This window comes from Microbacterium sp. NPDC087665, assembly GCF_044743285.1.
GTDB lineage: Bacteria > Actinomycetota > Actinomycetes > Actinomycetales > Microbacteriaceae > Microbacterium.
In genome coordinates this window covers 39,251-63,160 of record NZ_JBIUWD010000006.1, presented here as the reverse complement: position 1 = coordinate 63,160, position 23,910 = coordinate 39,251, and the positions used below count along the sequence as shown (strand labels likewise).

The following is a 23,910-nucleotide window of genomic DNA, read 5'->3' as shown; positions in this document are numbered from 1 at the left end:
GAAGCAGGGACCGAAGGCTCCCGGAGCAGACGAGAAGGCGCCCGTGAAGAAGGCGCCTGCGAGAAAGGCGCCCGTGAAGAAGACCCCGACGGTGACCGGTTCCTCGGTGCGCCCTCCGACGAAGTCGGCTGCCGAGAAGGCGGCCGCGACGCCGGATGTCGTCATCGAACCGGCGCTCAAGGCGGTGGCGCCGTCATCGGCCGGCACCGGAGCCGCATCGACCACCGGCGCCACGGCGCCGCGCACGACAACGCCGCGGAAGACATCCACCTCGACGAAGACGACCGTGGCCAAGACGACCGCCGCGAAGACGACCGCAGCCAAGACGACCGCAGCGAAGTCAGCCGCTGCGGCGCGGGCCACGGCGGCCAAGACGACGGCGGCCAAGACGGCCGCCGCGAAGACCACCGCCGCGAAGACGACCGCCGCGAAGACGACCGCCGCGAAGACCGCTGCTGCTCGCACGACGGCGGCGAAGTCCGCCGCCACGAAGGCGACGGCCGCCAAGACCACCGCGCGCACAGCGGCATCGCGGGCGGCCACGGCGAAGACGACCGCGGCGCGGACGGCAGCGGCGAAGGCGGCCGCGGCGAAGGCAGACGCTGCTGCAGCCGCGGCGGAGATCGGCGCATCGGAAGCGGTCGCGCCCGCTGAGACCATCGTTCCCGCAGAGGTCATCGTTCCCGCAGAGGCGATCGTGCCCGCGCAGACCGCGGAATCGGCGGAGACCTCGAAGTCAGTGGAGATCTCGGCGACCGCCGACGCCGCGGCTCCCGACACCAGCCTCCCCGAAACGATCGATCCGGAACCGATCGCAACCGAGCAGGCGCCTGCCGAGCCGGCGCCTGTCGAGGAGGCGCCGTCCGCGCCGGTCGTCGCGGAAGAGCCGGTGCCGAACGCAGCGAGCGCCGAAGAGCAGTCCGCCCCGGCCGAGACCTCTTCCCTCGACGAACCGGCCTCCGACGTCGACGCGACGCGGGAGGTCGCGGCATCCAGCGTCCCCGCGATCAGCATCCGTGGCCTGGTGAAGCAGTTCGGTGACAATCGAGCCATCCACGGGATCGATCTGACCGTGCCCGCGGGCTCGTTCTACGGCGTCGTCGGCCCCAACGGCGCCGGTAAGACGACGACGCTGTCGATCGTCGCCGGTCTGCTGCGCGCTGACGCGGGATCCGTCACGATCTGCGGCATCGACCAGGCCGTCGACCCGCTCGCCGCCAAGCGGGTGATGGGGGTGCTGCCCGATCGCCTGCGCACCTTCGATCGCCTCACCGGGCGTCAACTCCTGTACTACTACGGTCTGCTCCGCGGCCTCGCCTCGGATGTCATCGAGAAGCGTGCGGCCGACCTCGCTCGCGCCTTCGACCTGGGCGATGCCCTCGGTCGTGTCGTCTCCGACTACTCTGCCGGCATGACGAAGAAGGTCATGCTGGCGGGCGCCATGATCCACTCGCCGCGCGTGCTCGTGCTCGATGAGCCCTTCGAGTCGGTCGACCCGGTCTCGTCCGCGGTCATCCTCGACATCCTGCGGGCCTACGTCTCGCACGGCGGCACGGTGATCCTCTCCAGCCACGGCATGGACCTCGTCGAGCGCGTCTGCTCGCGCGTCGCGATCATCGTCGACGGAGAGGTTCTCGCCGAGGGCACGATCGACGAGGTCCGCGCCGGGCAGACCCTCGAGGCCCGTTTCGTCGAGCTGTCCGGTGGTATCGGCGAGGTGGAGGGGCTCGAGTGGCTGCACACGTTCTCCGACTGAGGCTCGCGCTGCTGATCGGCACGCTCCGCGGCGAACGTCGGGTGCGGTCGCTGCTCTGGCTCGCCGGCGTGGTCGCGATCACCGTCATCGTCTGTCTCTCGATCCTCACCCTCGCGGATGCCCCGCTCGCCGTCGCCCGCACCGTCACGGTGCTCGGTGGCGCCGCGATCATGCTGGGCTTCCTGGTCGGCCCCATCCTCGTCGGCGCGACGGATCAGCTCGACCCCCGCCGTTTCGCGGTGTTCGGCGTCGACGAGCGACGGATGCCGTGGATCCTCACGCTCGCGTCGTTCGTGAGTGTGCCGAGCCTGGCGTTGCTGGCCGTCTACATCAGCGTGTGCGTCGTCGCGATCCGGTTGGGCACCAACGCGGCACTCGCGATCGTCATGACGATCGTCGGTCTTCTCAGCACGGTGCTGGTCGCTCGCATCGGCATGGCGATCAACGCTCTGCTCCTGCCCGAGCGTCGCTCGCGCGAGCTCACGGCGCTGTTCGTCCTCGCGCTGCTCGTTGTCGCGTTCCCGGTCGCGGTGTTCCTCGCATCGTTCCGCTGGGACGGCCACGTCCCCTCCGCTCTTATCTCACTCACCGGCGTGGTCGCGTTCACCCCCGTGGGGGCCTCATCGGGGTTCCTGTTCAGCGCTGCCGGCGACTCGGGTGCCTGGGTCAGCGGCGCAGTGGCGGTTCTGACGCTCGCGGTCCTCGCGCTGCTCTGGGCGTGGCTCGTGCGCAGGCTCCTCACCACCACCGAGCGCCCCGTCGCCGCCCGTGAGCGCACGGGACTCGGGTGGTTCGGCCTGCTCCCGTCCAACGCCTTCGGTGCCATCGCCGCGCGCAGCCTCGTCTACTGGCTGCGCGATCGTCGCTACATCGTCAACGTCATCGTGGTGCCGGTCGCCGGTGTGCTCACCGTTCTCCCGCTTCTGGTGGCCGGTGTGCCGCTCGAGATCGCCGCGCTCGTTCCCGTGCCGGTGATGGCACTGTTCTTCGGCTGGCTGCCGCACAACGACGTCGCCTACGACTCGACGGCGCTGTGGACCCATGTCGCCAGCGGCGTGCGCGGGTTGCCCGACCGGCTCGGTCGCCTCGTGCCGGTGCTCCTCGTGGCCGTGCCGGTGCTCGCCATCTCGGTGCCGATCACCCTCCTCATCATCGAGGACTGGCATCTGCTCCTGCCGTTGACCGGCGTCGCCGCGAGCCTGCTCTTCTCCGCGCTCGGAATCTCGAGCGTCGTCTCGGTCGTCGCTCCGTACGCGGTGTCGCGCCCGGGAGACAGCCCGTTCCAGCAGCCGCAGCGTTCGAGTTCGCGGGGCACGTATGGTCCGGCAGCGGCGTTCCTCGGCGCGCTCGTGCTCAGCGCGCCGACCATCTGGTTGTTCGCGTCGACCGTGATCGAGGGCGAGCAGTTCGGACCCACGACCTTCTGGGCCGGGATCGGCACCGGACTGGGCGTGTTCGTACTAGGCGCCGTCATCGGCGGCCGCATCTTCGAGCGCAGCGGCGAACGCCTGATGGAGTTCGTCGAGACCGCGTGACACCGCCCCGCGCGGCCGCAGGCGCGGCTAGACTCTCGGGATGAGCACTCCGTTGGACAGCCCCGATCAGGGCGGCGTGGCAACGCTTGATCGCGAACTGGAAGAGCTTCTCCGAGAAGAGAACCTCGAACCCGGCGACCACGAGCGTTTCTCGCATTACGTCAAGAAGGACAAGATCCTCGAGTCCGCGATGACCGGCAAGCCGGTTCGCGCACTCTGCGGCAAGAAGTGGACTCCGGGGCGCGACCCCGAGAAGTTCCCGATCTGCCCCACCTGCAAAGAGATCTACGAATCGATGGTTCGCTGACCGCTCAGCGGGATCTCATTCCACGTTGACGTAGTTCGTGGGGATCGCCGGGTCGGACTTGCTCAGTGCGAGCGCCCGCACGGGCAGTTCTTCGCGTACGCGCAGATGGTGCGCGCGGGCCGACGCGGTTCCCGCGACGCCTTCGTATGCCTCATCGATCTCGCCGTTGTCGACGAACGTCGCTTGCAGCGGCCGTCCGTCCGGGTGCGCGGTGGGCTGGTCCAGCCGTTCGAAACCGTCGGCGACCAGGATCGTCTCGGCGGTGGCCACCCCGTCTTCTTGGGTGCGGAACGCTGCCTTGCGCCCGCCGTGCGAGGCCTTGTCGGCCGATGCCTTCGCGACGCCGATCCATGCGCCCGAGGCATCCTGACGCGCCACCAACTTGTAAACCATGCTCGCCGTCGGGTAGCCGGACCCCGTGACCACCGATGTCCCGACGCCGTAGGCGTCGACGGGAGACGCGGCCAGGGCGGCGATCGCGTACTCGTCGAGGTCGCTCGTCACGGTGATCCGGGTCGACGTCGCACCCAACTCGTCGAGCTGAGCGCGCACAGCGGTCGCGACGGTCGGCAGGTCGCCGGAGTCGATGCGCACACCGCCCAGTTCCGTTCCCGCCATGCGCACGGCCGTCTCGACGCCGGTGCGGATGTCGTACGTGTCGACGAGGAGTGTGGTTCCGGTGCCGAGACTGTCGATCTGCGAGCGGAACGCCTCTTCCTCGGTCTCGTGCAGCAGGGTCCACGAATGGGCGGCGGTGCCCATCGTGGGGATTCCCCACGTTCGCCCCGCTTCGAGGTTGCTGGTCGAGCCGAAGCCGGCGATGTAGGCGGCTCGCGCGGCAGCCACGGCGGAGCGCTCGCCCGCGCGCCGGGATCCCATCTCGGCGAGGGGGCGCTCTCCGGCGGCGATGCTCATCCGCGAGGCGGCCGTGGCGACGGCGGAGTCGTGGTTGAGCACGCTCAGCGCGAGAGTCTCGAGAACGACCGCGTCGGCGAAGGAGCCCTCGACAGTGAGGATGGGGGAGCCCGGGAAGTACAGCTCTCCCTCCCGGTAGCCGCGGATGGATCCGGTGAACCGATAGTTCTCGAGATAGCGCAGGGATTCGGCATCGACGATGTCGTTGTCGCGGAGGAAGCGCAGCTCGTCATCGCCGAAGCGGAAGTCCCGCACGAGGCTGAGAAGGCGGCCTGTCCCGGCGACGACCCCGAACCTGCGCCCGCCCGACAGGCGCCTCGAGAACAGTTCGAACACGCTCGGTCGCGATGCCGTTCCATCGCGCAGAGCAGCAGCGAGCATCGTGAGCTCGTATCGGTCGGTGAGCAGCGCCGTCGACGTGGTCATGCGCTCAGCTTAGTGAGCCTCGGATACACGCCGGCCGTGCGCGCCCGAGTAGGCTGGTGAGTCATGAACGACGCGCCGATCGGTATCTTCGACTCCGGTGTCGGCGGGCTCACGGTGGCGCGGGCCATCCGCGCCCAGCTGCCCCGCGAGTCGTTCGTCTACATCGGCGACACCGCGCACTCGCCGTACGGGCCGAAGCCCATCGCCGATGTCCGCCGGTACTCGCTGGAGGTTCTCGACACGCTGGTGGACCAGGGCGTGAAGATGCTCGTGATCGCCTGCAACACCGCATCCTCCGCCATGCTCCGCGATGCACGGGAGCGCTACGACGTTCCCGTCGTCGAGGTCATCGGGCCCGCCGTGCGCCGCGCCGTGTCGACGACGCGCAATGGACGCATCGGCGTGATCGGCACCGTGGGCACGATCGGTTCACGTGCCTATCAGGACATGCTCGAGGTCAACGAGCGACTGCAGGTCTTCACCGCGGCGTGCCCGCGGTTCGTCGAGTTCGTCGAGGCCGGCATCACCGGAACTCCGGAGGTGCTGGCGGTGGCGGAGCAGTACCTCGCTCCGTTGCGCGAGGCAGACGTCGACACGCTCGTGCTCGGCTGCACGCACTACCCGTTCCTGCGCGGTGCGATCGGTTACGTCATGGGCGAAGGTGTGACCCTCGTCTCGAGCGACGACGAGACGGCCGGTGACGTCTACCGCCAGCTCGTTCGCGGCGACCTCCTCGCCTCTCCGAACGCGACCGCCAGCTACGTCTACGAGGCGACCGGTGATTCCGCTGCGGACTTCACGGCGCTCGCGAACCGTCTCATGGGGCGCGAGGTGCGCGACGTGCAGCTCGTGCAGACCGGCGTCATCACCCTTCCCGAATCTCTCTCCGAGCCGCGCTGAGCCGGCCTCGTCCTCCTCAACCGAAAGAAGCCCATGTCTGACATCGTCCGTGCCGATGGCCGTTCCACCGACCAGCTCCGAGAGATCACGATCGAGCGCGGGTGGAGCGCGCACGCCGAGGGGTCCGCGCTGATCAGCTTCGGGGGGACGAAGGTGCTCTGCACCGCGTCGTTCACCAACGGGGTGCCGCGCTGGCTGACCGGCAAGGGCAAGGGCTGGGTCACGGCGGAGTACTCGATGCTCCCGCGTGCCACGAACAGCCGCAACGACCGCGAGAGCGTCAAGGGACGCATCGGCGGACGCACGCACGAGATCTCGCGTCTCATCGGCCGCGCGCTGCGCGCGGTCGTCGACACCAAGGCGCTCGGCGAGAACACGATCGTCATCGACTGCGACGTGCTGCAGGCTGACGGCGGCACCCGCACCGCAGCGATCACCGGCGCCTATGTTGCTCTCGCCGACGCGATCGAGTGGGGCCGGGAGAAGAAGTTCATCGGCAAGAACTCCACCCCGCTCCTCGATTCGGTCGCGGCGATCTCCGTCGGGATCATCGACGGCGAGCCCATGCTCGATCTGGCATACGTCGAAGACGTGCGCGCCGAAACCGACATGAACATCGTCGTGACGGGCCGCGGTCTCTTCGTCGAGGTGCAGGGCACGGCCGAGGGCGCCCCCTTCGACAAGCGCGAACTCGATGCGCTGCTCGAGCTCGGCGTCGCCGGATGCGCCACGCTCAAGGAGCGCCAGCTGGGCGCGCTGGCAGGGGAGTGAGCGTGCGGGTCGTCCTCGCCACCCACAACGCGCACAAGGTCGCCGAGTTCCAGCAGATCGTCGCGCGGGTGCGCCCTGACCTCGAGATCGTCGGCTACGACGGTCCCGAGCCGGTCGAAGACGGTGTGACGTTCGCTGAGAACGCCCTCATCAAGGCGCGCGCCGCCGCGGCCCATACCGGCCTCTCCGCTCTCGCCGACGACTCCGGCATCTGCGTCGACGTGCTGGGCGGGTCGCCCGGCGTATTCTCCGCGTACTGGGCGGGGCAGAAGAAGGATGCGGTCGCCAACCTCGAACTCCTCCTCGATCAGTTGCGCGACGTCGCCGATCCGCACCGCAGCGCGCACTTCACCTCGACGATCGCTCTCGTGACGGCAGACAGCCAGGAGCACGTCGTCGCCGGGGAGTGGCCAGGACGCCTCGCTCACGAGCCTTCCGGGGGCGGGGGCTTCGGGTACGACCCGATCTTCATCCCCGACGGGCAGCCTGCCGACGCCGAGCGCAGCGTCGGCGATTTCTCCGACGACGAGAAGCAGTCGCAGTCGCACCGCGCGCGTGCGTTCGACGCGCTGGTGCCCCTGCTGACCGCGCTCTGAGGCGAGGGAAGAGGGCCGCCTCCTGAGACTGGTTCTCGTTACCCTTCCCGACTAGGGTAGACCCCCCTTCGCCCCCGGAATTCCGGTCTAGCCTGGGGGCATGCACGATCACGCTCCCGCCGCCGGCGGCATCCGCTCGGCCGGACACAAGCGCCTCCTGGCGATCTCGCTGTGCCTCACCGCGACGATCATGATCGTGCAGGTCGTCGGGGCCGTGCTGACGGGGTCTCTTGCACTGCTCGCCGATGCGGCGCACATGTTCACCGACGCCTCGGCGCTCGTGATCGCGCTGATCGCGGCGGCCGTTTCGGCGCGACCGGCCGATGATCGGCGCACGTTCGGGTATCAGCGGGCCGAGGTCTTCGGAGCCCTGATCAACGCCGTCATCCTCATCCTGCTCGCGAGCTGGGTGGGATTCGAGGCCGTCGGGCGCCTGATCAACCCGTCCGACGTCGAGGTGGCGGGTCCTCTCATGCTGGTCGTCGCCGTGGTGGGCCTGCTCGCGAACGCGGTCTCGATGTGGCTGTTGAGCCGCGCGCAGCGAACCAGCATCAACGTGCGCGGTGCCTACCTCGAGGTCATGGGCGATCTGATCGGATCGGCGGCGGTGATCGTCGCCGCGATCGTGATCGTGTCGACCGGATGGATGCCGGCGGATGCCATCGCCTCCCTCTTCATCGCGGTGATGATCATCCCGCGCGCGATCTCGCTGCTTCGCGAGGTGTTCTCCGTGCTCGCCGAATCCGCGCCCAAGGGCACGGCGGTCAGCGAGATCCGTACGCACCTGCTCGCCTACGAAGGGGTCGTCGGGGTGCACGACGTGCACGTGTGGCAGCTCACCCGGGGTGCTCCGGTCTTCAGCGCGCATGTGACGGTCGACCCGGTGCTCCTCGCCGACGGCCGATCCGCCCATCTGCTCTCCGAGCTGCAGGGGTGCTTGGCAGAGCACTTCGACGTCGAGCATTCGACGTTCCAGATCGAACCCGCCGAGCAGTCCGACTGCGAGCCCCATCACGCCTGAGCGATCAGCTCTCGCGAACGACCTCGCTCGGTGACTTGTCGGGCCGCAGGCCACGCCACCGGGCATGGCGCAGTACGCCGTCGGGTGTCCAGTTCGCGAACTCGACCTCGCCGACCACCTCGGGGTGCACCCAGAGCGCATCCGAGGCGTCGAGCGCGGGAACGCCGTCGAGGGGAGCAGCATCCGTGCGCAGTGGTTCGAGCCGGGTGAGCAGGTCGCGCAGGATGCGGTCGGTGAATCCGGTGCCGACCCGGCCGACGTAGCGCAACGGTCCGCCGGGAGCCTCGGCCACCGCGAGCAGCAGTGAACCGAGTGTCCGCTCGCGGTCGCCCTTGCCCGGACGGATGCCGACGATCACCGCCTCCTGGGTGCGGGTGTGCTTGAGCTTGAGCCACGAGGGCGAGCGCACGCCGGCGCGATATCGCGATGCCGGGTCCTTGACGACGACGCCTTCCAGACCGAACTCGCGGCTCGCGTCCAGAGCGGCATCGACGTCGTCGAAGATCGGCGGCACCTGCATGGGCGCATCGATGCCGGCGATCAGCTCTTCGAGCAGGGTGCGGCGCTGGCTCAGGGGCACAGCGGTGAGGTCGTGTCCGTCGAGGCGCAGCAGGTCGAAGATCAGGTAGATGATCGGCGTGCGCACGACTTCGCGTTCGATCTCACGGGGGCGTGTGAGGTGCATCCGATTCTGCAGCAGCGAGAAGCTGGGGCGGCCGTCGGCGTCGAAGGCGACGATCTCGCCGTCGACGACGGCATCCGCGACCGGAAGGAAGGGCGCCCCGTCGGCGGTGAGCTCGGGGTAGCGCGCCGTGATGTCGGTGCCCCGACGCGCGTGCAGACGCATGCGCCCGTCTCCCCAGGTGCCCAGCGCCCGGATGCCGTCCCATTTGATCTCGACCCACGACGGATCGCTCAGGCGTCGCGCGAGGGCAGGGGTGCCGTTCTCTGCGAGCATCGGCTCGACGGTGGGCGAGGTGGCGGCCCCTGTCGGCGTCGCGGGAGCGGTCGCGCGCGCACGGGCCGATCGTGAGCGCGCGCGGGCGGGGGTGGGCGCCGCTACCGGTGCCGGTGTCGTTGTCGTCGGTTCCGGAATCTCGACGTCGTGGAGCGCCGCGAGGGGATCGATGCCCGCGGCGGCACGCTCGAGAACCTGGTCGAGGTCGAGCTGCGCGAGGTCCGGGTCGTCGAGCTCCTCCCAGGTGCGCGGCGCGGCGACCCAGGGGCGAGCGCGCCCCCGGAGCGAGTACGGCGAGATCGTCGTCTTCTTTCCGTTGTTCTGGCTCCAGTCGAGGAACACCCGGCCGCCGCGCACGGCCTTCGACATCGTGCTGGTCGCGAGGTCGGGATGCTCGGTCTCGATCAGGCGGGCGAGTTCCTTCACGACGGCGGAGATCTCGTCGCTCGTCTGCGCTCCCGGGAGTGCGGCGTACAGATGGATGCCCTTGCTGCCGCTGGTGACCGGTATCGGGTCGAGACCCATGCCGGTGAGGATGCCGCGCGCCATGCGGGCGACCTGGGCGCACTGAGCGAGCCCCACGCCCGGCCCCGGGTCGAGGTCGAGCACCAGACGATCGGGACGGCCGGGCAGCCCCTCGGGCGTGAAGCGCCACTGGGGAACGTGCAGTTCGATGGCCGCGACCTGCGCGAGCCAGACGAGCGTGGGCACGTCGTCGACCAGCGGATACTCCTTCGGGCCATCGGAGTGCCGGATGGCCTGGCGGGGGATCCACTCCGGCGCCCCCCGCTCCAGCTGCTTCGTGAAGAAGGCATCGGCCGGGGCATCCGCCGTTCCCACGCCTTCGACCCAGCGTTTGCGGGTCACCGGGCGTCCGGCGAGAAGGGGGAGTAGCAGCGGAGCGATCGCCGAGTAGTAGGCGATGATCTCGCCCTTGGTGGTGCCGGCCCCGGGGTACACGACCTTGTCGAGGTTGGTGACGCGCAGTCGGCGGGCTCCCACCTGCACGATCTGACCGTCTGCGACCATGAGGCCAGCGTAGTCAAGGGACTGGCCGCGGCCCGTGCGCCTGGTGTCTACTGGTGTCATGAGAACGATCTGGAAGGGCGCGCTGACCTTCGGCCTCGTCAACGTGCCGGTCAAGGTGTACTCCGCCACCGAAGACCACGACGTGCCCCTGCATCAGGTGCACGACAAGGACGGCGGACGCATCCGCTACCAGCGCACGTGCGAGGTCTGCGGCGAGACGGTGGCGTACGCCGACATCGACCGCGCCTACGTCGACGACGGGCACACCGTGGTGCTCACCAAGGACGACCTCGCCGCGCTGCCGGCCGAGAAGAGCCGGGAGATCGACGTGGTCGAGTTCGTCCCCTCGGATCAGGTCGACCTGATGACGCTCGACAAGCCGTACTACCTCGAACCCGACTCGAAGTCGCCGAAGGCGTACGTGCTGCTGCGCAAGACCCTCGAGCAGACCGACCGCACCGCGATCGTGCGCTTCACCCTGCGCCAGAAGACGCGGCTCGCCGCCCTGCGGGTGCGCGGCGACGTGCTGGTGCTGCAGACGCTGCTCTGGGCCGATGAGGTGCGCGAGGCGGACTTTCCGCTGCTGCACGAGAAGGTGACGATCTCGAAGAAGGAGCTGGAGCTGTCCGCATCGCTCGTCGAGAGCTATTCGAGCGACTTCGACCCCGAGGCGTTCGTCGACGAATACCAGAAGGACTTGCGCACCCTCATCGACGCCAAGATCGACGCCGGCGAGGGCTTCGATGTCGCCGACACCTTCGGTGATTCCGACGGCTCGGCCGCGGGCGGCGAGGTCATCGACCTGATGGAGGCGTTGCGCGCGAGCGTCGCGAAGTCGAAGGAGAAGAAGGCCGCGAAGAGCGAGAAAGAGCCTTCGCCTGCGAAGAAGAAGAAGACCGGCTGAGCGGATGCCGGGGCGCGCCGCCCCGGCACTGTCTCAGTGCTTGCCGTCGCCGTCGAGGTCGGGTGCGCGGTCGAAGACCTCGGGGTCGAGGACCAGCTCTTCCGCCTCGGCGGCGTCGGTCACGACGTCCTTGCCTGCGGCGGCGGCCTTCTTGGCCTTGTAGCGCTCGGACAGGTAGTGGTACAGCGTGACCAGAGCGGTGCCGGCGACGGCGGCGAGCAGGATCAGGTCGATGTACTCGACGACGATGTCGCGGATCCACGGGATGTACGCGATGAGGAAGCCGATCATCGTGAGACCGAAGCCCCAGATCATCGCGCCGATGAAGTTGTAGAGCGTGTAGCGGCGCCACGGCATGTGGCCGACGCCGGCAGCGACGGGTGCGAAGGTGCGCACGATCGGCACGAAGCGGGCGAGGATCACGGTGACACCGCCGAAGCGTTCGAAGAACGCGTTCGTGCGTTCGACGTTCTTCTTGCTGAAGAGCCCCGATTCCTTGCGTTCGAAGATCGCCGGCCCGCCCTTGTGGCCGATGAAGTACCCGACTTCGCCGCCGATGAAGGCGGAGAGGGCGATGAGGAGAGAGACGATCCAGATGTTCAACCCGAACACGTTGCTCGTGTGGGTGAGCAGCCCGGCGATGATCAGCAGGGTGTCGCCGGGGAGCAGGAAGCCGACGAGCAGGCCCGTCTCGGCGAAGATGATGAAGCACACGACCAGGAGCGCCCAGGGGCCTGCCCACTCGATGATGTTCGCCGGGCTGAGCCAGTCCGGCAGGAACGCGGTGGGGGCGTAGAGCATGGTTTCGAACACTGATGATTCCCGTCGGTCTTTACTGGTCGGCGGTCGACTGTCCGGATGCCGGTGCATCCATCGTGCGGAAGGTGGGACTTGAACCCACACGCCCTGGGGCACAGGAACCTAAATCCTGCGTGTCTACCAATTCCACCACTCCCGCGCCGTCACAGTCTACCGAGCCGGTGAACCGAGAATCTGGGGGTTAACCCGCATCTTTACGGGCATCGGGTGTCCTCACTGTGGATAACTTCGGAGGGCCTTCCCGGATTCTTGCGAGGATGCTCGCGTGAACCCTCCCTCCCTGGCCGTGGCCGAACGCGTGCGCCTGCATCTGCGCAGTGAAGGCACAGACCCGTCGATCGATCCCGGGGCCACGCGCCGCATCGCCGAGGCCGAGGTGCGCCGCCACAACGATCGTGCGCTCGCCCGCGGCGAGATGCTCATCGACGATGAGGCGCGCTCGGTGCGCGAGGTGGTCGCGGCCGTGAGCGGGTACGGGGCCCTGCAGCCACTGCTGGACGACCCGGAGATCGAGGAGATCTGGCTGAACGGCGGCGAGCAGGTGCACGTCGCGCGCGGGGGCGTCGCCGAGCGCATCGACCTCCGGCTCGGCGATGCCGTCGTGCGCGACCTCGTCGAGCGGATGCTGCAATCGACGGGACGCCGCGTCGACATCAGCCAGCCGTTCGTCGACGCCTCGTTGCCCGACGGATCGAGGCTGCACGTCGCGATCGCCGATGTGGTGCGCGGCGGGTGGGCCGTCAACATCCGGAAGTTCCTCCCCGGTCATCGCTCGCTCGAGGCCCTCGCGGCGCTCGGCGCGCTGCCTGTCGAGCTCGCGACGACGCTCGGTGAGGCGATGCGCGCCGGGCGGAGCGTGATCGTCTCGGGAGCGACGCACGCGGGGAAGACCACGCTGCTGGGGGCGCTCCTCGCCTCGTGCGCGGCGTCTCAGCGCATCATCACCGTGGAGGAGACGTTCGAGCTCTCCGTCGACGGGCCCGACCTCGTCTCGTTGCAGGGGCGTCAGGCCAGCCTCGAGGGTGCGGGCGAGATCACGCTGCGACGACTGGTGAAAGAGGCTCTGCGCATGCGGCCGGACCGGCTCGTCGTCGGCGAGGTGCGCGACGCCGAGGCGCTCGACCTGGTGCTCGCCCTCAACACGGGCGTGCCCGGTGCCGCGACGGTGCACGCGAACTCCGCCGCCGAGGCGCTCGACAAGCTCACCATGCTGCCGCTCCTCGCCGGGCGCAACATCGATCGATCCTTCATCGTGCCCGCGCTCGCCTCGGCGGTCGACCTGGTGATCCACTGCGTGCGCGACGCGGCCGGAGAGCGTCGGGTGCAGGAGGTGATCGCCCCCACCGGAGAGGTGACCGACGGACGCATCATCAGCCGGGTGATCTACGCCGCTCGCGGCGATGGACGCGAGAGCGTCGGAGGCGGGCGCGCCGACCTGCGCCGGAGCGAGCGACCGTCGTGACGCTGCTGCTCGGAGCGCTGCTGGCGGCCGGCCTTCTGCTCACCCTGTCGCCGTGGCTGTGGCCGCCGCGCGAGCACGCCCCCGTCGTCGCTCGCCGCGGCCCGTTCGTTCGTCTCGTCGAGGAGTCGGGGATCGGCTTCCTCTCGCAGCGCGCCGTGCTCTCGGCGGTGGTCGGAGCGGCTCTCGTGGGCGCCGCGGTCGGCTGGCTGCTCACCGGGCTCCCGGTGCTCGGCATCCTCGGCGGTGCGGCCGCCGCGTCGGCACCCCTCGCGTTCCTGCGTGGCCGTCGGGCCCGTCTGCGTCGTCTGCGTCGTCAGCTCTGGCCCGACGTGTGCGACCTGCTGATCGCTTCGATCCGCGTCGGGCTGTCCCTGCCGGATGCCGTCGGCGCCCTGGAGGACTCGGCTCCGGCGATGCTCCGTCCGGCCTTCACCGTCTTCGCGCACGATCTTCGGGTGACCGGACGATTCGAGAGCAGCCTCGATCGGCTCAAGTCGTCGCTCGCCGATCCGATCGGCGATCGCATCATCGAGACGCTGCGGATGGCGCGGCAGGTGGGCGGGACAGAACTGACCGGGGTGCTGCGCGCACTGTCCGCGTCTGTGCGCGCCGACGCCGCCCTGCGCGGAGAGGTCGAGGCGCGGCAGTCGTGGATCCGCGGTGCGGCCGTGCTCGGTGCGGTCGCCCCCTGGGTGATCCTCGGGCTGCTCGTCATGCGCCCGGAGGGCGCGCAGGCGTACGGCACGACCGAGGGGATGCTCGTCATCTGCCTGGGAGCGGCCGTGTCGACGATCGCCTTCCGGGTGATGGTGCGCATCGGACGCCTGCCGGAGCCGCGGAGGTGGTTCGGGTGAGTGCGCTCTCGGCGCTGTCGATCTCGATTCTCCTGGGAGGTGCCTTCGCCCTCGGCATCCTGTCGATCCTCGCCACGATCCCACGGTGGCGAGCGGCATCGCTCATGGTGCGCATCGCCCCGTATGTGCGCGACGTCGTGGCGGATGGCAGCCTTCCCGGTGGGGTCCTGCCGACCGCGGGCGTTCTCCCGACCGGTTCGCGCCCCCTCTGGCAGCATGCGCGCCGCCTCTTCGAGCACGTTCTCGGGGGTGGCGAGGCTCTGCGTCACCGCCTCGCCCAGGCGGGCGTCTCCACGGATCCGTCGACGTTTCGTGCGCGCCAGCTCGGATGGTCCGTCGCGGGGATCGGCGGCGGTGCGCTGCTGCTCATCGTCCTCGTGCTGACGGGGCGCATGACGGCGCCCGTCGCCCTGCTCCCGCTGCTGTGCGGCGGTGCCGGCGGGATCATCTACGACACGCTGCTCTCGGCACGGGTGAAGTCCCGTCGCACGCGACTCACGGATGAGCTGCCCACGACGCTCGAGTTCCTCGCTCTCTGCCTGTCGGCGGGGGAAGGATTCCTCGATGCCCTGCGCCGCGTGGCGTCGGTGGGCTCGGGGGAGCTGACCGGTGAGCTCCGTCGCGTCGTGATCGCTGTCGGGACCGGCTCTCCACTCGCCGAGGCGCTGAGCGAGATGGCGACGCGCCTCCAGCTGCCGGGCCTCTCCCGCGCCGTCGACCAGGTGATCGCCGCGCTCGAGCACGGCGCCCCGCTCGCCGGTGTGCTCCAGGCTCAGGCGGGTGACGCGCGAGAAGATGCCAAGCGCATCCTGATCGAGCAGGCCGGGCGCAAGGAGATCCTCATGCTCCTGCCGCTCGTGTTCCTCATTCTTCCGCTGTCCGTGCTGTTCGCGATCTACCCGGGCCTGTTCATCCTGCGGCTCGGGATCGGCTGACCTCTGAGAAAGGACCACCATGACGACGATTCGAGGCGCGAGAGCCCGACTCCTGCGATGGCTCGGCGCGCTCGCCGAAGACGAGACGGGCGACGTGCCCGGCTGGGTGCTGGTGACCCTGATGACCGCAGGATTGGTGGTGCTGATCTGGGCCGTCGCGGGGCCGGCGCTCACGGCGATCTTCGAACAGGCGATCCAGCGGGTCTCCGGACTCTGACGTGCACACGCGACGTTTCCTCTCGGACGACCGAGGTTCGAGCCCGGTGGAGTTCGTGCTGGTGGGGACGCTGCTGACGGCGCTGACCCTCGGAGTGCTCCAGCTCGCGCTCGCCGTTTATGTGCGGAATGTCGTGCACGACGCCGCCGTCGAGGGGGCGTATCACGCGGCCCTCGCCGACACGACGCTCGAGGAGGGTGCCGAACGCGCGCGCCTCGTGATCGAGCGCGCGGTGGGAGAGGCGTATGCCGGCGACATCGTCGTGACGACGACGGAGCAGGGCGAGCGGGATCGGATCGATGTGCGCATCCGCACCGCGCTCCCCGTCATCGGGCTGATCGGTATCCCGGCCGTGCTGGAGGTGACGGCGCATGCTCCGATGGAGAGCCTGGGCGAGGGATGAGACGGGCTCCGCCGCGCTGGAGTTCGTCACGGTCGGCGTCATCCTGCTCGTTCCGCTGGTCTATCTCGTGATCGTGCTCGGATCGATCCAGGAGCAGTCGCTCGGGGCCGAGGCCGCCGCGCGACACATGGCGCGTGCCATCGCGTTGGCTCCCGATGCGGAGACGGCCGAGATGAGAAGCGAAGAAGTGCTCCGCGGGGTCGTGGAGGAGTACGGCATCGAGTCGGATTCGGTGGAGGTGTCGTTGACCTGCGTACCCGCATCCGCCGAGTGCCCGGCAGCCGGAGCCACCATCGTCGTCACCGTCGAGGTGACGGTGCAGCTGCCGTTCGTACCCTCGGTGCTGGGAATCGATCGGGCGCTCGCGATACCGCTGGAGGCATCGGCGACGCAGAAGATCTCGAGGCAGTGGGGGAGCGAATGATGCGCGGCACAGTGCGCGTTGCCGGCCCCGGGCACGATTCCGAGGAGGGCAGCGTGCTGCTCCTGACCCTGGGGTACGTGCTGCTCGCGCTCGCGGTCATCACCGTGTGCGTGTGCGCGACCGACCTCTACCTGTCGCAGAAGCGACTGGACGCGCTCGCCGACTCGGCGGCGCTCGCCGGAGCGGACGGCTTCACCCTCGTGCTGGCCGACGACACCATTCGAGCCGACCTGTCCGACGAGGGCGTCCGCGCGCAGGCGATCGCGCTGCTGGAGGCGCTTCCCGGTGACGCGCGACTCATCGAGGCCGGCACTCCGGATGGCGTCTCCGCGCGTGTGACGGTCGAGACGGCGTGGCATCCGCCGTTGTTCTCGCTCTTCGTCCCCGACGGGGTGACGCTCCGATCGACCGCCACCAGCCGTACGGCGCTGCAGTGAGCCCGGTGGTGGGCCCCGCGGTCAGTCCGTGTCGTCGGCAGCCTTCGCCCGCGGCACGAACCGCGGGATCCACCGGACGAACCCGACCGCTCCGACGAGTCCGATCGCACCGACCACCGCCGCCGCAATCGGCAACGAGGCCACCGCTGTGACCGCCGACACCATCAACGGGGCGGCCGCGCCACCGGCATCCGTCAGCGTGCGCCACGAACCGAGGAACGCGGCGGGTTCCCGTTTCGGCGCCACGTCGGCGCCGAGCGTCAGCAGGATGCCGCTCGACAGGCCGTTGCCCACGCCGAGCACCGCCGCGAGCATCCCGAACCACAGCACCGCTGCATCGCCGTCGTGCGTGAAGGACAACGCGAGGAACCCGGCACCCATCAGCACCATCGCGGGCATCGCCGCCCACACGCGCCCGAAACGATCCATCACCTGCCCGCTCGCATAGAAGAGGGCGAAGTCGATCGCGCCCGAGATGCCGACGACCAGGGCGATCGTCTGCGAATCGAGACCGAGCGACAGCCCCCAGAGAGGAAGAACCACCTGACGCGCCGACCGCACCGCCGACAGCGAGGCGGCGGCGAGTCCGAGGCGGCTCAGCACCCCGCGCTGCTGCCACATCGTGCGGAAGATCCCGATGCGCTCGACCGTCGGGATCGAGCCGCTCACCGCCTCGCCCGAGTCCTCGACGAACGGCCGTCGGATGGGCGTGGTGATCACCGGGATGGTCTTCTCGGGATCGGGGCCGAGCAGCACGAGCAGCACCATCACGATCAGACAGCCGAGGAAGAACCAGATCGCCGCCGTCTCGGTCGCGAACAGCTCGAGCAGCCCGGCAGCGACGAACGGCCCGATGAAGATGCCGAGACGGAAGCTCCCGCCGAGCAGAGAGAGCGCACGCGTACGGAACTCGACGGGCACGCGCGTGGTCATGAACGCGTGGCGGGCGAGACCGAACGATGCCGCGCAGAATCCGAGCACGAAGACGGATGCCGCGAGCACCCCGATCGATGGGGCGAAGATGAGTCCCGCCGCCGACGCCATCGCGATGATGCCGGCGATGACCATGGTGTAGCGCTCACCGATGCGGGCGACCGCCCATCCGGCCGGCAGATTGCCGCACAGCTGACCGACGACGAGGGCCGAGGCGACGAGCGCGGCGAAGGCGACATCGGCACCCATCTCGGCGGCGATCACGGGGATGAGGGGGATGACCGCGCCCTCGCCGAGCGAGAAGAGCACCGTCGGCAGGTACACCATCGGTCCGAAGCGTCTCAGGACCGTCGATGCACTGCTCACCGTTCGAGGCTACTCCCGACGTGCCGACAGGATAGGCTCGGGGATCATGCTCGAACTCGATCTTTCGGCCGACATCCAGGCACTCAGGCACACTTTCGGCGACATCAGCGAGGTCGTCGATGTCGCTCGGCTGCGCGACGACATCGCGCGCCTCAGCGAAGAAGCCGGCGCCCCCGATCTCTGGGACGACACCGAGCGTGCGCAGAAGGTCACGAGCGCGTTGAGTCACCGGCAGTCGGAGCTCGCTCGCATCACCGGCATCGCGCAGCGCCTCGACGACCTCGAGGTTCTCATCGGCCTCGCGAACGAGATGGGTGACGAAGACTCCGCTCAGGAGGCGCGCGTCGAGCTCACCGCGCTCACCGATCTCATCAACCAGCTTGAGGTGCAGACGCTGCTCGACGGTGAGTACGACGATCGTTCGGCCATCATCACCATCCGCTCCGGTGCCGGCGGCGACGACGCGACGGACTTCGCCGAGATGCTCATGCGCATGTACCTGCGCTGGGCAGAGAAGCACAAGTACCCCGTCAAGGTGATGGACACCTCCTACGCCGAAGGAGCCGGCATCAAGTCGGCGACCTTCGAGGTCGTCGCGCCCTACGCCTTCGGAACGCTCTCGGTCGAGGCCGGCACCCACCGCCTCGCACGCATCAGCCCGTTCGGCTCTGCGGACAAGCGCCAGACGTCGTTCGCCGCCGTCGAGGTCATCCCGCTGATGGAAGAGGCGACCGAGGTCGAGATCCCCGAGGGCGACATCCGCGTCGACGTCTTCCGCTCGTCCGGCCCCGGCGGTCAGTCCGTCAACACGACCGACTCCGCGGTGCGACTCACTCACCTTCCGACCGGCATCGTCGTCTCGATGCAGAACGAGAAGTCCCAGATCCAGAACCGCGCCGCGGCGATGCGCGTGCTCCAGACCCGACTCCTCCTGCTGCAGAAGGAGCAGGAAGCGGCGAAGAAGAAAGAGCTCGCGGGCAACATCACCGCCAGCTGGGGCGACCAGATGCGCTCGTACTTCCTCTACGGTCAGCAGCTGGTGAAAGATCTGCGCACCGGATACGAGTCGGGTAACCCGATGGCGGTCTTCGACGGTGACCTCGACGGGTTCATCTCGGCCGGCATCCGCTGGCGCAAGCGCCCCGACCAGGACTGAGCGCTCCCGCGTCGCAGAGCGGCGGGGAGTCGATCAGCGCGCAGCGCCCTCGAGCGTTCCCGTCACGTCGCCGTCGTAGCTGTAGACGAGGCACTGCGTCGTGCGGTCGCCGCTGTAGTTCCAGGTGGCCTTGGTCGGCGTGAACCACCAGTAGTCGAGCTCGGACTCGTCGTACGGCATGCCGACGAACTCTTCGAACGCGGTCTGGCACCGGCTGATCGCTTCGTCGGTGAGGGCGTCGTCGCCGGGGTAGTCCGCGTCGTCGGGCATCGAGAAGACGAAGTACACCTCGCTGTCGTGCGGCTGATCGCACGGGACGAGGGGGAGCTCGTAGACGTCGCCCTCGCCGTCGAGGTACGGAAGGCAGTCGCCGAGGTCGAGGTCGAGGACATTGATCGTCTCGCCTCCGTCCGACGTGCTGGCGGAGCTGTCGTCCGGTCGTGAGTCGTTGCTCGCCAGCGACTCGGTGAGCCCGGAGAACACCAGAGTGATCGTGAACGCGAGAAGGGCTCCGAAGACCACGACGCCCAGCCCGGCGATGCCGGCCCACTTCTTGGCGCGCAGGAACAGGGAGACGAGCGACAGCATGAAACCGACCCCGAGCAGCACCCATCCGAGGATCGCAACGGGGGGAACGCACGCCAGCACGGTGCCGAGGAAGGCGGCCACGAGGCCGGAGAGCCCGACCCAGGGGAACGGCCGCGGTGGGGCTTGCGTGAACGGCGCGCCCGCTGCGAAGGCGCCGGCGCCGGGGGGAGGGAATGCCGAGCCCGGGTAGCCCGGATTCTGCGGCATCACCCCCGGGTAGCTAGAGCCCTGGTAGCCGGTGACCGAAACGACAGCCGGGTGGTTCTGCACCGGGGCCGACCCGGCGGATGCTCCCGCCGCACCACTCTCCGTCGGGAGAGTGTACGGCGGGGCGAACGGGAGAATCTCGGGTTCGGTACTTTCCGGGGCCGGCGCCAGGGCCGGAGCGGCGTCGGGGGCGACGTGCTCCGTCCACCCCGATCCGTCCCACCAGCGCTGTACCCCGGACCCGTCGTCGTACCAGCCCGCAGGGATCGTCATCGTTCTCGGCGCACCGGGTGTCAGCGGGCGCTGGCCTCGACGGTCACCGAGGCGACATCCTGCATCAGTTCGTCCGTGATGTACACGGTGTAGGAGCCGCTCTGCGCGACATCGAACGAGATCGTGCCCTGCATGGACTCGCCGGCGGCGACATCACCCGAGTCGAGCGTGGCGTCACCGAAGATGTCGTACGAGCCTTCGTTGCCCGCGTCGTCGACGACGGTGAAGTAGAGCGGGTTGACGTGGCTCGTGCCGTCGACACCCGTCCAGGTGAGGTCGAGCGTGAGGTATCCGCCGTTCTCGGCTTCGAAGGTCGACCCGTTCGAGGTGCCCCAGGTCGCGGACGAGATCGTGACCTCGCCCGTTCCCGAGATCTGCTTCACCGTGACCGGTGAACCCAGTGTGCCCTCTTCGACGTCGGGCGTACCGAAGCCGCCATCGTCGGGATCGTCGGTCGTGCCGTCATCGGTGCCGACCGAGGGGACGGGAGCGGACTCGCTGTAGTCGATCACCGACTGGGTGATCCCCATGGCGAGGAAGACGAATCCCATGATGACGCCGATGATGGCGCCCAGTACGGAGACGCCGAGTCCGGTGATACCCGGCCACTTCTTGCCCTTGAGGAAGAGCGAGATCAACGAGACCACGAAGCCGGCGAAGAGCAGGATCCACCCGAAGATCGTCGTCATGAGGAAGCAGACGAGGATCGTGCCGAGAGCGGCGAGACCGAGACCGACGAGGCCGAGGATCGACAGCGGCTTCGGGGCGTCGACGGTGGCGCTCGGGTAGTAGGAGCCGGGAGCGCCGCCGTAGGCCGGTGCGGTGCCGTACGCCGGCGCCGCACCGTAAGCGGGCGCCGCGCCGGGGTAGGCGCCGGGCGTGCTCGCAGCGCCCGTGGGGTAGGTGGGAGCCGAACCCGGATAGCTGGGTGCAGACCCCGGGTAGGCGGGGGACGAGTCCGGGTAGCCGGCCGGCGCTCCCTGCGCGGTCGGCGCTGCGAATCCGGGGCTCTGAGTCTCGGGGGTGCTCGGGTACGCGGGGGCCGAGTAGTCCTGCGCGCCCGGCGCCGTGTACGTGGGCGGAGCGGGTGCGACCGTGTCGGCGGCAGCGTCAGCACCGGACTCAGCAGCGGGCTCGGCAGCGGGCTCGGCAGCGGATTCCGTGGCCGTGGGCTCGCTGGCGGCGGCGTGCGTTGAGAGACCGGGGTTCGACCAGTCGGTCACGGAGGTCGACGAGGAATCGGCGCGCACCACGGTGTCGTCGAGCGAGGAAGGGTCCTGCTGTGAGGCGTCGGACACTGCCTCTTCGGGTTCGTCGATGACCGCGTCGATCTCCTCGGACGTCGGCACCTCGGGAGTCGCGGCATCCGGCGAGATCTCGGTCGGAGGAGTGGGGGTCTCCGGGGCGAAGTGCTCGGTCCACTGTTGACCGTCCCACCACCGCTGGCGTCCGGATCCGTCGTCGTACCAGCCTGCAGGTGTCGTCATGGCATCCCCCTCGGATTCTCGCGTTCGCGCGGCGGCGCAACCGGCCTCTCCATGTATAGCAGTGGGAGGCGACATCGCGGTCTCCCGGTGATGGGCACATTTCCCCATCTTCGAGCAGATCGGGCTTCGACGCGCGGGGTGTCGCGCACAGGGGGAGGGGAACGCGCGCTTAGGCTCGTAACGCCATGATTCGGTTCGAGAACGTCACGAAACGCTACCGCGGGACGTCGAAGCCCGCCCTGTCCGGAGTCGACTTCGAAGTGCAACGCGGGGAGTTCGTCTTCCTCGTCGGCGCCTCGGGGTCGGGGAAGTCGTCCTGCCTGCGGCTGATCCTTCGCGAGGACGTGCCCACGTCGGGCCGCGTCGCGGTCATGGGGCGCGATCTGAGGGCGCTCGCGAACCGCAAGGTTCCCTACTTCCGCCGGCACATCGGATCGGTGTTCCAGGACTTCCGTCTGCTGCCGTCGAAGACGGTGTACCAGAACGTCGCCTTCACCCTCCAGGTCACCGGCTCCTCCCGCGGCTTCATCCAACAGGCGGTCCCGGAGGCGCTGGCGCTCGTGGGTCTCGACGGCAAGCAGAAGCGGATGCCGCACGAGCTGTCCGGCGGTGAGCAGCAGCGCGTGGCCATCGCCCGCGCGCTCGTCAACCGTCCGCAGGTGCTGCTCGCGGATGAGCCGACCGGAAACCTCGACCCCGCCACATCGGTCGACATCATGCAGCTCCTCGCCCGGATCAACGCCGGAGGGACCACGGTCCTGATGGCAACGCACGAAGCGGCGTTCGTCGATCAGATGCAGCGCCGAGTCATCGAGCTGAAAGACGGCGAGATGGTGCGCGACGAGGTGCACGGCGGGTACGGCGACACGTCGAACATCCCGCGACTCGTGCCCGAAGAGGTGCGCGGTGCGGCTGCGGTCGCCGCGCTCACCGCCGTGCAGGAGGTACAGCGCCAGACGTCTGACCTTTCGATCGTCCGCGCCGCTCTGGCCGAAGAGCTGAGCGCCAAGCGCAAGGCGGCCGCAGCCCCGGCATCCGCCTCCGTCCCCGCGTCCGCGCAGCCCGACGTCGCCGTCGTGGCGTCCGCCGATCCCGCGCCGACCCCTGTGGAACCGGAACCGGAAGCGCAGGCGCCCGCCGACGAGATCCCGGGCGCCGCCGTCGGACCCCGCACCCACCCGATCGTCCTGCCGCAGGTCGATGTCGCCGAGCTCGGCGTCGCCGATCGTCTCGGGCTCTCCGACGACAACGACGAGGAAGTGGGGCCGACATCATGAGAATCGGTCTGATCCTCACCGAAGCGCTCGGCGGTCTCCGCCGCAACATCTCCATGGTGATCTCGGTGGTGCTCGTCACCTTCGTCTCGCTCACCTTCGTCGGCGCGGCCATCCTGATGCAGTCCCAGATCGGCGTCATGCGCGGCTACTGGAGCGAGCGCGCTCAGGTCGCCGTGTACATGTGCTCATCGGTCTCCGAGTCGGAGACCTGCCTCGACGGCGCCGCCAGCGAAGAGCAGGTGGCGACCGTGCGCGCCCAGCTCGAGGGCGAAGCCCTGTCGCCCCTCATCAGCTCGATCAACTTCGACACCAAGGAAGACACCTACGCCAAGCTCGTCGAGCAGGTGGGTCAGGAGCAGGCGAGCGTCATCACGGCCGATCAGGCCTTCGATGTCTTCTTCGTGACCATCAAGGACCCCGGGCAGTCGCAGGTGCTCTCCGAGGCTTTCAGCGGCCAGGCCGGCGTCGAGCAGGTGAAGGACCAGCTCCAATACCTCGAACCGCTGTTCTCGGCGCTCACCGTGGCGACCTACATCGCCGTCGGCATCGCCGTGCTCATGCTGATCGCCGCGACCCTTCTGATCGCGACGACCATTCGATTGTCGGCGTACGCGAGGCGCAAGGAGATCGGGATCATGCGTCTGGTCGGCGCATCGAACCGCTTCATCCAGACACCGTTCGTCCTGGAGGGCGTGTTCGCGGCCCTTCTCGGATCGGCGCTCGCGAGCGCCGCCGTCGTCGCCGGAGTGCACTTCGGCGTCAACGGCTACCTCCGCGGCCGCGTGCCCTTCATCACCACATGGATCACGATGCAGGATGCCGCGTGGGTGGTTCCCGTGCTCATCGGTATCGGTGTGATCCTCGCGGCGCTGTCCGCCGGGTTCGCGATCCGACGCTGGCTGCGCACCTGACCCGCCGGTCGGTCGGATTCCCGGCCGGAGTGGCCCGGTCGAG

The 23,910-nt window shown here is 69.0% G+C and carries 24 protein-coding genes and 1 tRNA gene; 18 read left to right on the top strand and 7 right to left on the bottom strand.

Annotation, left to right across the window (positions count from 1 at the left end; genetic code table 11):
* Positions 1 to 73: 73 nt before the first annotated feature.
* From ACIOSY_RS14370 to ACIOSY_RS14360, 3 genes are read left to right on the top strand one after another with little or no spacing between them, the layout of a single operon-like run.
* Positions 74 to 1,756 carry an ATP-binding cassette domain-containing protein gene (locus ACIOSY_RS14370; protein WP_400854422.1) on the top strand — a complete coding sequence of 561 codons (1,683 nt, stop codon included), beginning with the start codon at positions 74 to 76 and terminating at the stop codon, positions 1,754 to 1,756.
* A complete protein-coding gene (locus ACIOSY_RS14365) occupies positions 1,732 to 3,291 on the top strand; it encodes a hypothetical protein (RefSeq protein ID WP_400854420.1) in 1,560 nt (519 codons plus the stop codon). Before ACIOSY_RS14370 ends, ACIOSY_RS14365 begins: the two co-directional genes overlap by 25 nt.
* Before the next feature lie 40 nt (positions 3,292 to 3,331).
* Positions 3,332 to 3,598 carry a DUF3039 domain-containing protein gene (locus ACIOSY_RS14360; RefSeq protein ID WP_400854418.1) on the top strand — a complete coding sequence of 89 codons (267 nt, stop codon included), beginning with the start codon at positions 3,332 to 3,334 and terminating at the stop codon, positions 3,596 to 3,598.
* Positions 3,599 to 3,613: 15 nt separating this feature from the next.
* Here ACIOSY_RS14360 and ACIOSY_RS14355 read toward each other — a convergent pair whose 3' ends face one another.
* Entirely contained in the window at positions 3,614 to 4,939 is a 1,326-nt protein-coding gene (locus tag ACIOSY_RS14355; protein ID WP_400854416.1) for a nicotinate phosphoribosyltransferase, read from the bottom strand.
* A gap of 63 nt (positions 4,940 to 5,002) precedes the next feature.
* Here ACIOSY_RS14355 and murI point away from each other — a divergent pair, with 63 nt between their 5' ends.
* The 4 genes from murI (at position 5,003) to ACIOSY_RS14335 (ending at position 8,227) form a co-directional block, all read left to right on the top strand.
* Complete coding sequence (murI, locus tag ACIOSY_RS14350) at positions 5,003 to 5,839, top strand: glutamate racemase (protein WP_400854414.1); 837 nt, start codon at positions 5,003 to 5,005, stop codon at positions 5,837 to 5,839.
* Positions 5,840 to 5,872: 33 nt separating this feature from the next.
* The gene (gene rph / locus ACIOSY_RS14345) at positions 5,873 to 6,610 is read left to right on the top strand and encodes a ribonuclease PH (RefSeq protein WP_400854412.1); all 738 of its coding nucleotides are present in this window, start codon (positions 5,873 to 5,875) and stop codon (positions 6,608 to 6,610) included.
* A complete protein-coding gene (gene rdgB, locus ACIOSY_RS14340; RefSeq protein ID WP_400854410.1) occupies positions 6,562 to 7,206 on the top strand; it encodes an RdgB/HAM1 family non-canonical purine NTP pyrophosphatase in 645 nt (214 codons plus the stop codon). The genes rph and rdgB overlap by 49 nt, the downstream gene beginning before the upstream one ends.
* A gap of 100 nt (positions 7,207 to 7,306) precedes the next feature.
* Entirely contained in the window at positions 7,307 to 8,227 is a 921-nt protein-coding gene (locus ACIOSY_RS14335; protein ID WP_400854408.1) for a cation diffusion facilitator family transporter, read from the top strand.
* 4 nt (positions 8,228 to 8,231) lie between these two features.
* Here ACIOSY_RS14335 and ligD read toward each other — a convergent pair whose 3' ends face one another.
* Entirely contained in the window at positions 8,232 to 10,214 is a 1,983-nt protein-coding gene (gene ligD, locus ACIOSY_RS14330; protein ID WP_400854406.1) for a non-homologous end-joining DNA ligase, read from the bottom strand.
* A 58-nt stretch (positions 10,215 to 10,272) separates the two neighbouring features.
* On the opposite strand from ligD, the gene ACIOSY_RS14325 reads away from it, so the two are divergent.
* A complete protein-coding gene (locus ACIOSY_RS14325) occupies positions 10,273 to 11,118 on the top strand; it encodes a Ku protein (protein WP_400854404.1) in 846 nt (281 codons plus the stop codon).
* 33 nt (positions 11,119 to 11,151) lie between these two features.
* Here the strand turns inward: ACIOSY_RS14325 and ACIOSY_RS14320 are convergent, their stop codons facing one another.
* Complete coding sequence (locus ACIOSY_RS14320; protein ID WP_400854648.1) at positions 11,152 to 11,919, bottom strand: DedA family protein; 768 nt, start codon at positions 11,917 to 11,919, stop codon at positions 11,152 to 11,154.
* A 75-nt stretch (positions 11,920 to 11,994) separates the two neighbouring features.
* Positions 11,995 to 12,076, bottom strand: a tRNA-Leu gene (locus ACIOSY_RS14315).
* 126 nt (positions 12,077 to 12,202) lie between these two features.
* Here ACIOSY_RS14315 and ACIOSY_RS14310 point away from each other — a divergent pair.
* From ACIOSY_RS14310 to ACIOSY_RS14280, 7 genes are read left to right on the top strand one after another with little or no spacing between them, the layout of a single operon-like run.
* Entirely contained in the window at positions 12,203 to 13,399 is a 1,197-nt protein-coding gene (locus ACIOSY_RS14310) for a CpaF family protein (protein WP_400854402.1), read from the top strand.
* Positions 13,396 to 14,253 carry a type II secretion system F family protein gene (locus tag ACIOSY_RS14305; protein WP_400854400.1) on the top strand — a complete coding sequence of 286 codons (858 nt, stop codon included), beginning with the start codon at positions 13,396 to 13,398 and terminating at the stop codon, positions 14,251 to 14,253. Before ACIOSY_RS14310 ends, ACIOSY_RS14305 begins: the two co-directional genes overlap by 4 nt.
* Positions 14,250 to 15,188: a type II secretion system F family protein gene (locus ACIOSY_RS14300; RefSeq protein WP_400854398.1), complete on the top strand. Its 939-nt coding sequence runs from the start codon at positions 14,250 to 14,252 to the stop codon at positions 15,186 to 15,188. The genes ACIOSY_RS14305 and ACIOSY_RS14300 overlap by 4 nt, the downstream gene beginning before the upstream one ends.
* 19 nt (positions 15,189 to 15,207) lie before the next feature.
* Positions 15,208 to 15,405, top strand: coding sequence for a hypothetical protein (locus ACIOSY_RS14295; RefSeq protein ID WP_400854397.1), 198 nt, complete (start codon positions 15,208 to 15,210; stop codon positions 15,403 to 15,405).
* Positions 15,406 to 15,451: 46 nt separating this feature from the next.
* Positions 15,452 to 15,808, top strand: coding sequence for a TadE family protein (locus ACIOSY_RS14290; protein WP_400854396.1), 357 nt, complete (start codon positions 15,452 to 15,454; stop codon positions 15,806 to 15,808).
* Positions 15,777 to 16,232: a TadE/TadG family type IV pilus assembly protein gene (locus ACIOSY_RS14285; RefSeq protein WP_400854395.1), complete on the top strand. Its 456-nt coding sequence runs from the start codon at positions 15,777 to 15,779 to the stop codon at positions 16,230 to 16,232. The genes ACIOSY_RS14290 and ACIOSY_RS14285 overlap by 32 nt, the downstream gene beginning before the upstream one ends.
* Positions 16,232 to 16,669, top strand: coding sequence for a pilus assembly protein TadG-related protein (locus tag ACIOSY_RS14280; protein WP_400854394.1), 438 nt, complete (start codon positions 16,232 to 16,234; stop codon positions 16,667 to 16,669). Before ACIOSY_RS14285 ends, ACIOSY_RS14280 begins: the two co-directional genes overlap by 1 nt.
* 21 nt (positions 16,670 to 16,690) lie before the next feature.
* On the opposite strand, the gene ACIOSY_RS14275 is transcribed toward ACIOSY_RS14280, so the two are convergent.
* Positions 16,691 to 17,929: an MFS transporter gene (locus ACIOSY_RS14275; RefSeq protein WP_400854646.1), complete on the bottom strand. Its 1,239-nt coding sequence runs from the start codon at positions 17,927 to 17,929 to the stop codon at positions 16,691 to 16,693.
* An 85-nt stretch (positions 17,930 to 18,014) separates the two neighbouring features.
* Between ACIOSY_RS14275 and prfB the strand changes: the two genes are divergently transcribed.
* Complete coding sequence (prfB, locus tag ACIOSY_RS14270; protein WP_400854393.1) at positions 18,015 to 19,124, top strand: peptide chain release factor 2; 1,110 nt, start codon at positions 18,015 to 18,017, stop codon at positions 19,122 to 19,124.
* A 33-nt stretch (positions 19,125 to 19,157) separates the two neighbouring features.
* Here prfB and ACIOSY_RS14265 read toward each other — a convergent pair whose 3' ends face one another.
* Both ACIOSY_RS14265 and ACIOSY_RS14260 read right to left on the bottom strand, forming a co-directional pair.
* Entirely contained in the window at positions 19,158 to 20,192 is a 1,035-nt protein-coding gene (locus ACIOSY_RS14265; RefSeq protein ID WP_400854391.1) for a DUF2510 domain-containing protein, read from the bottom strand.
* Positions 20,193 to 20,212: 20 nt separating this feature from the next.
* A complete protein-coding gene (locus tag ACIOSY_RS14260) occupies positions 20,213 to 21,679 on the bottom strand; it encodes a DUF2510 domain-containing protein (RefSeq protein ID WP_400854389.1) in 1,467 nt (488 codons plus the stop codon).
* Between the two features lie 185 nt (positions 21,680 to 21,864).
* On the opposite strand from ACIOSY_RS14260, the gene ftsE reads away from it, so the two are divergent.
* The gene (gene ftsE, locus ACIOSY_RS14255) at positions 21,865 to 22,956 is read left to right on the top strand and encodes a cell division ATP-binding protein FtsE (RefSeq protein ID WP_400854387.1); all 1,092 of its coding nucleotides are present in this window, start codon (positions 21,865 to 21,867) and stop codon (positions 22,954 to 22,956) included.
* Entirely contained in the window at positions 22,953 to 23,867 is a 915-nt protein-coding gene (gene ftsX / locus ACIOSY_RS14250) for a permease-like cell division protein FtsX (RefSeq protein WP_400854385.1), read from the top strand. Before ftsE ends, ftsX begins: the two co-directional genes overlap by 4 nt.
* The last annotated feature ends 43 nt before the right edge of the window (positions 23,868 to 23,910 follow it).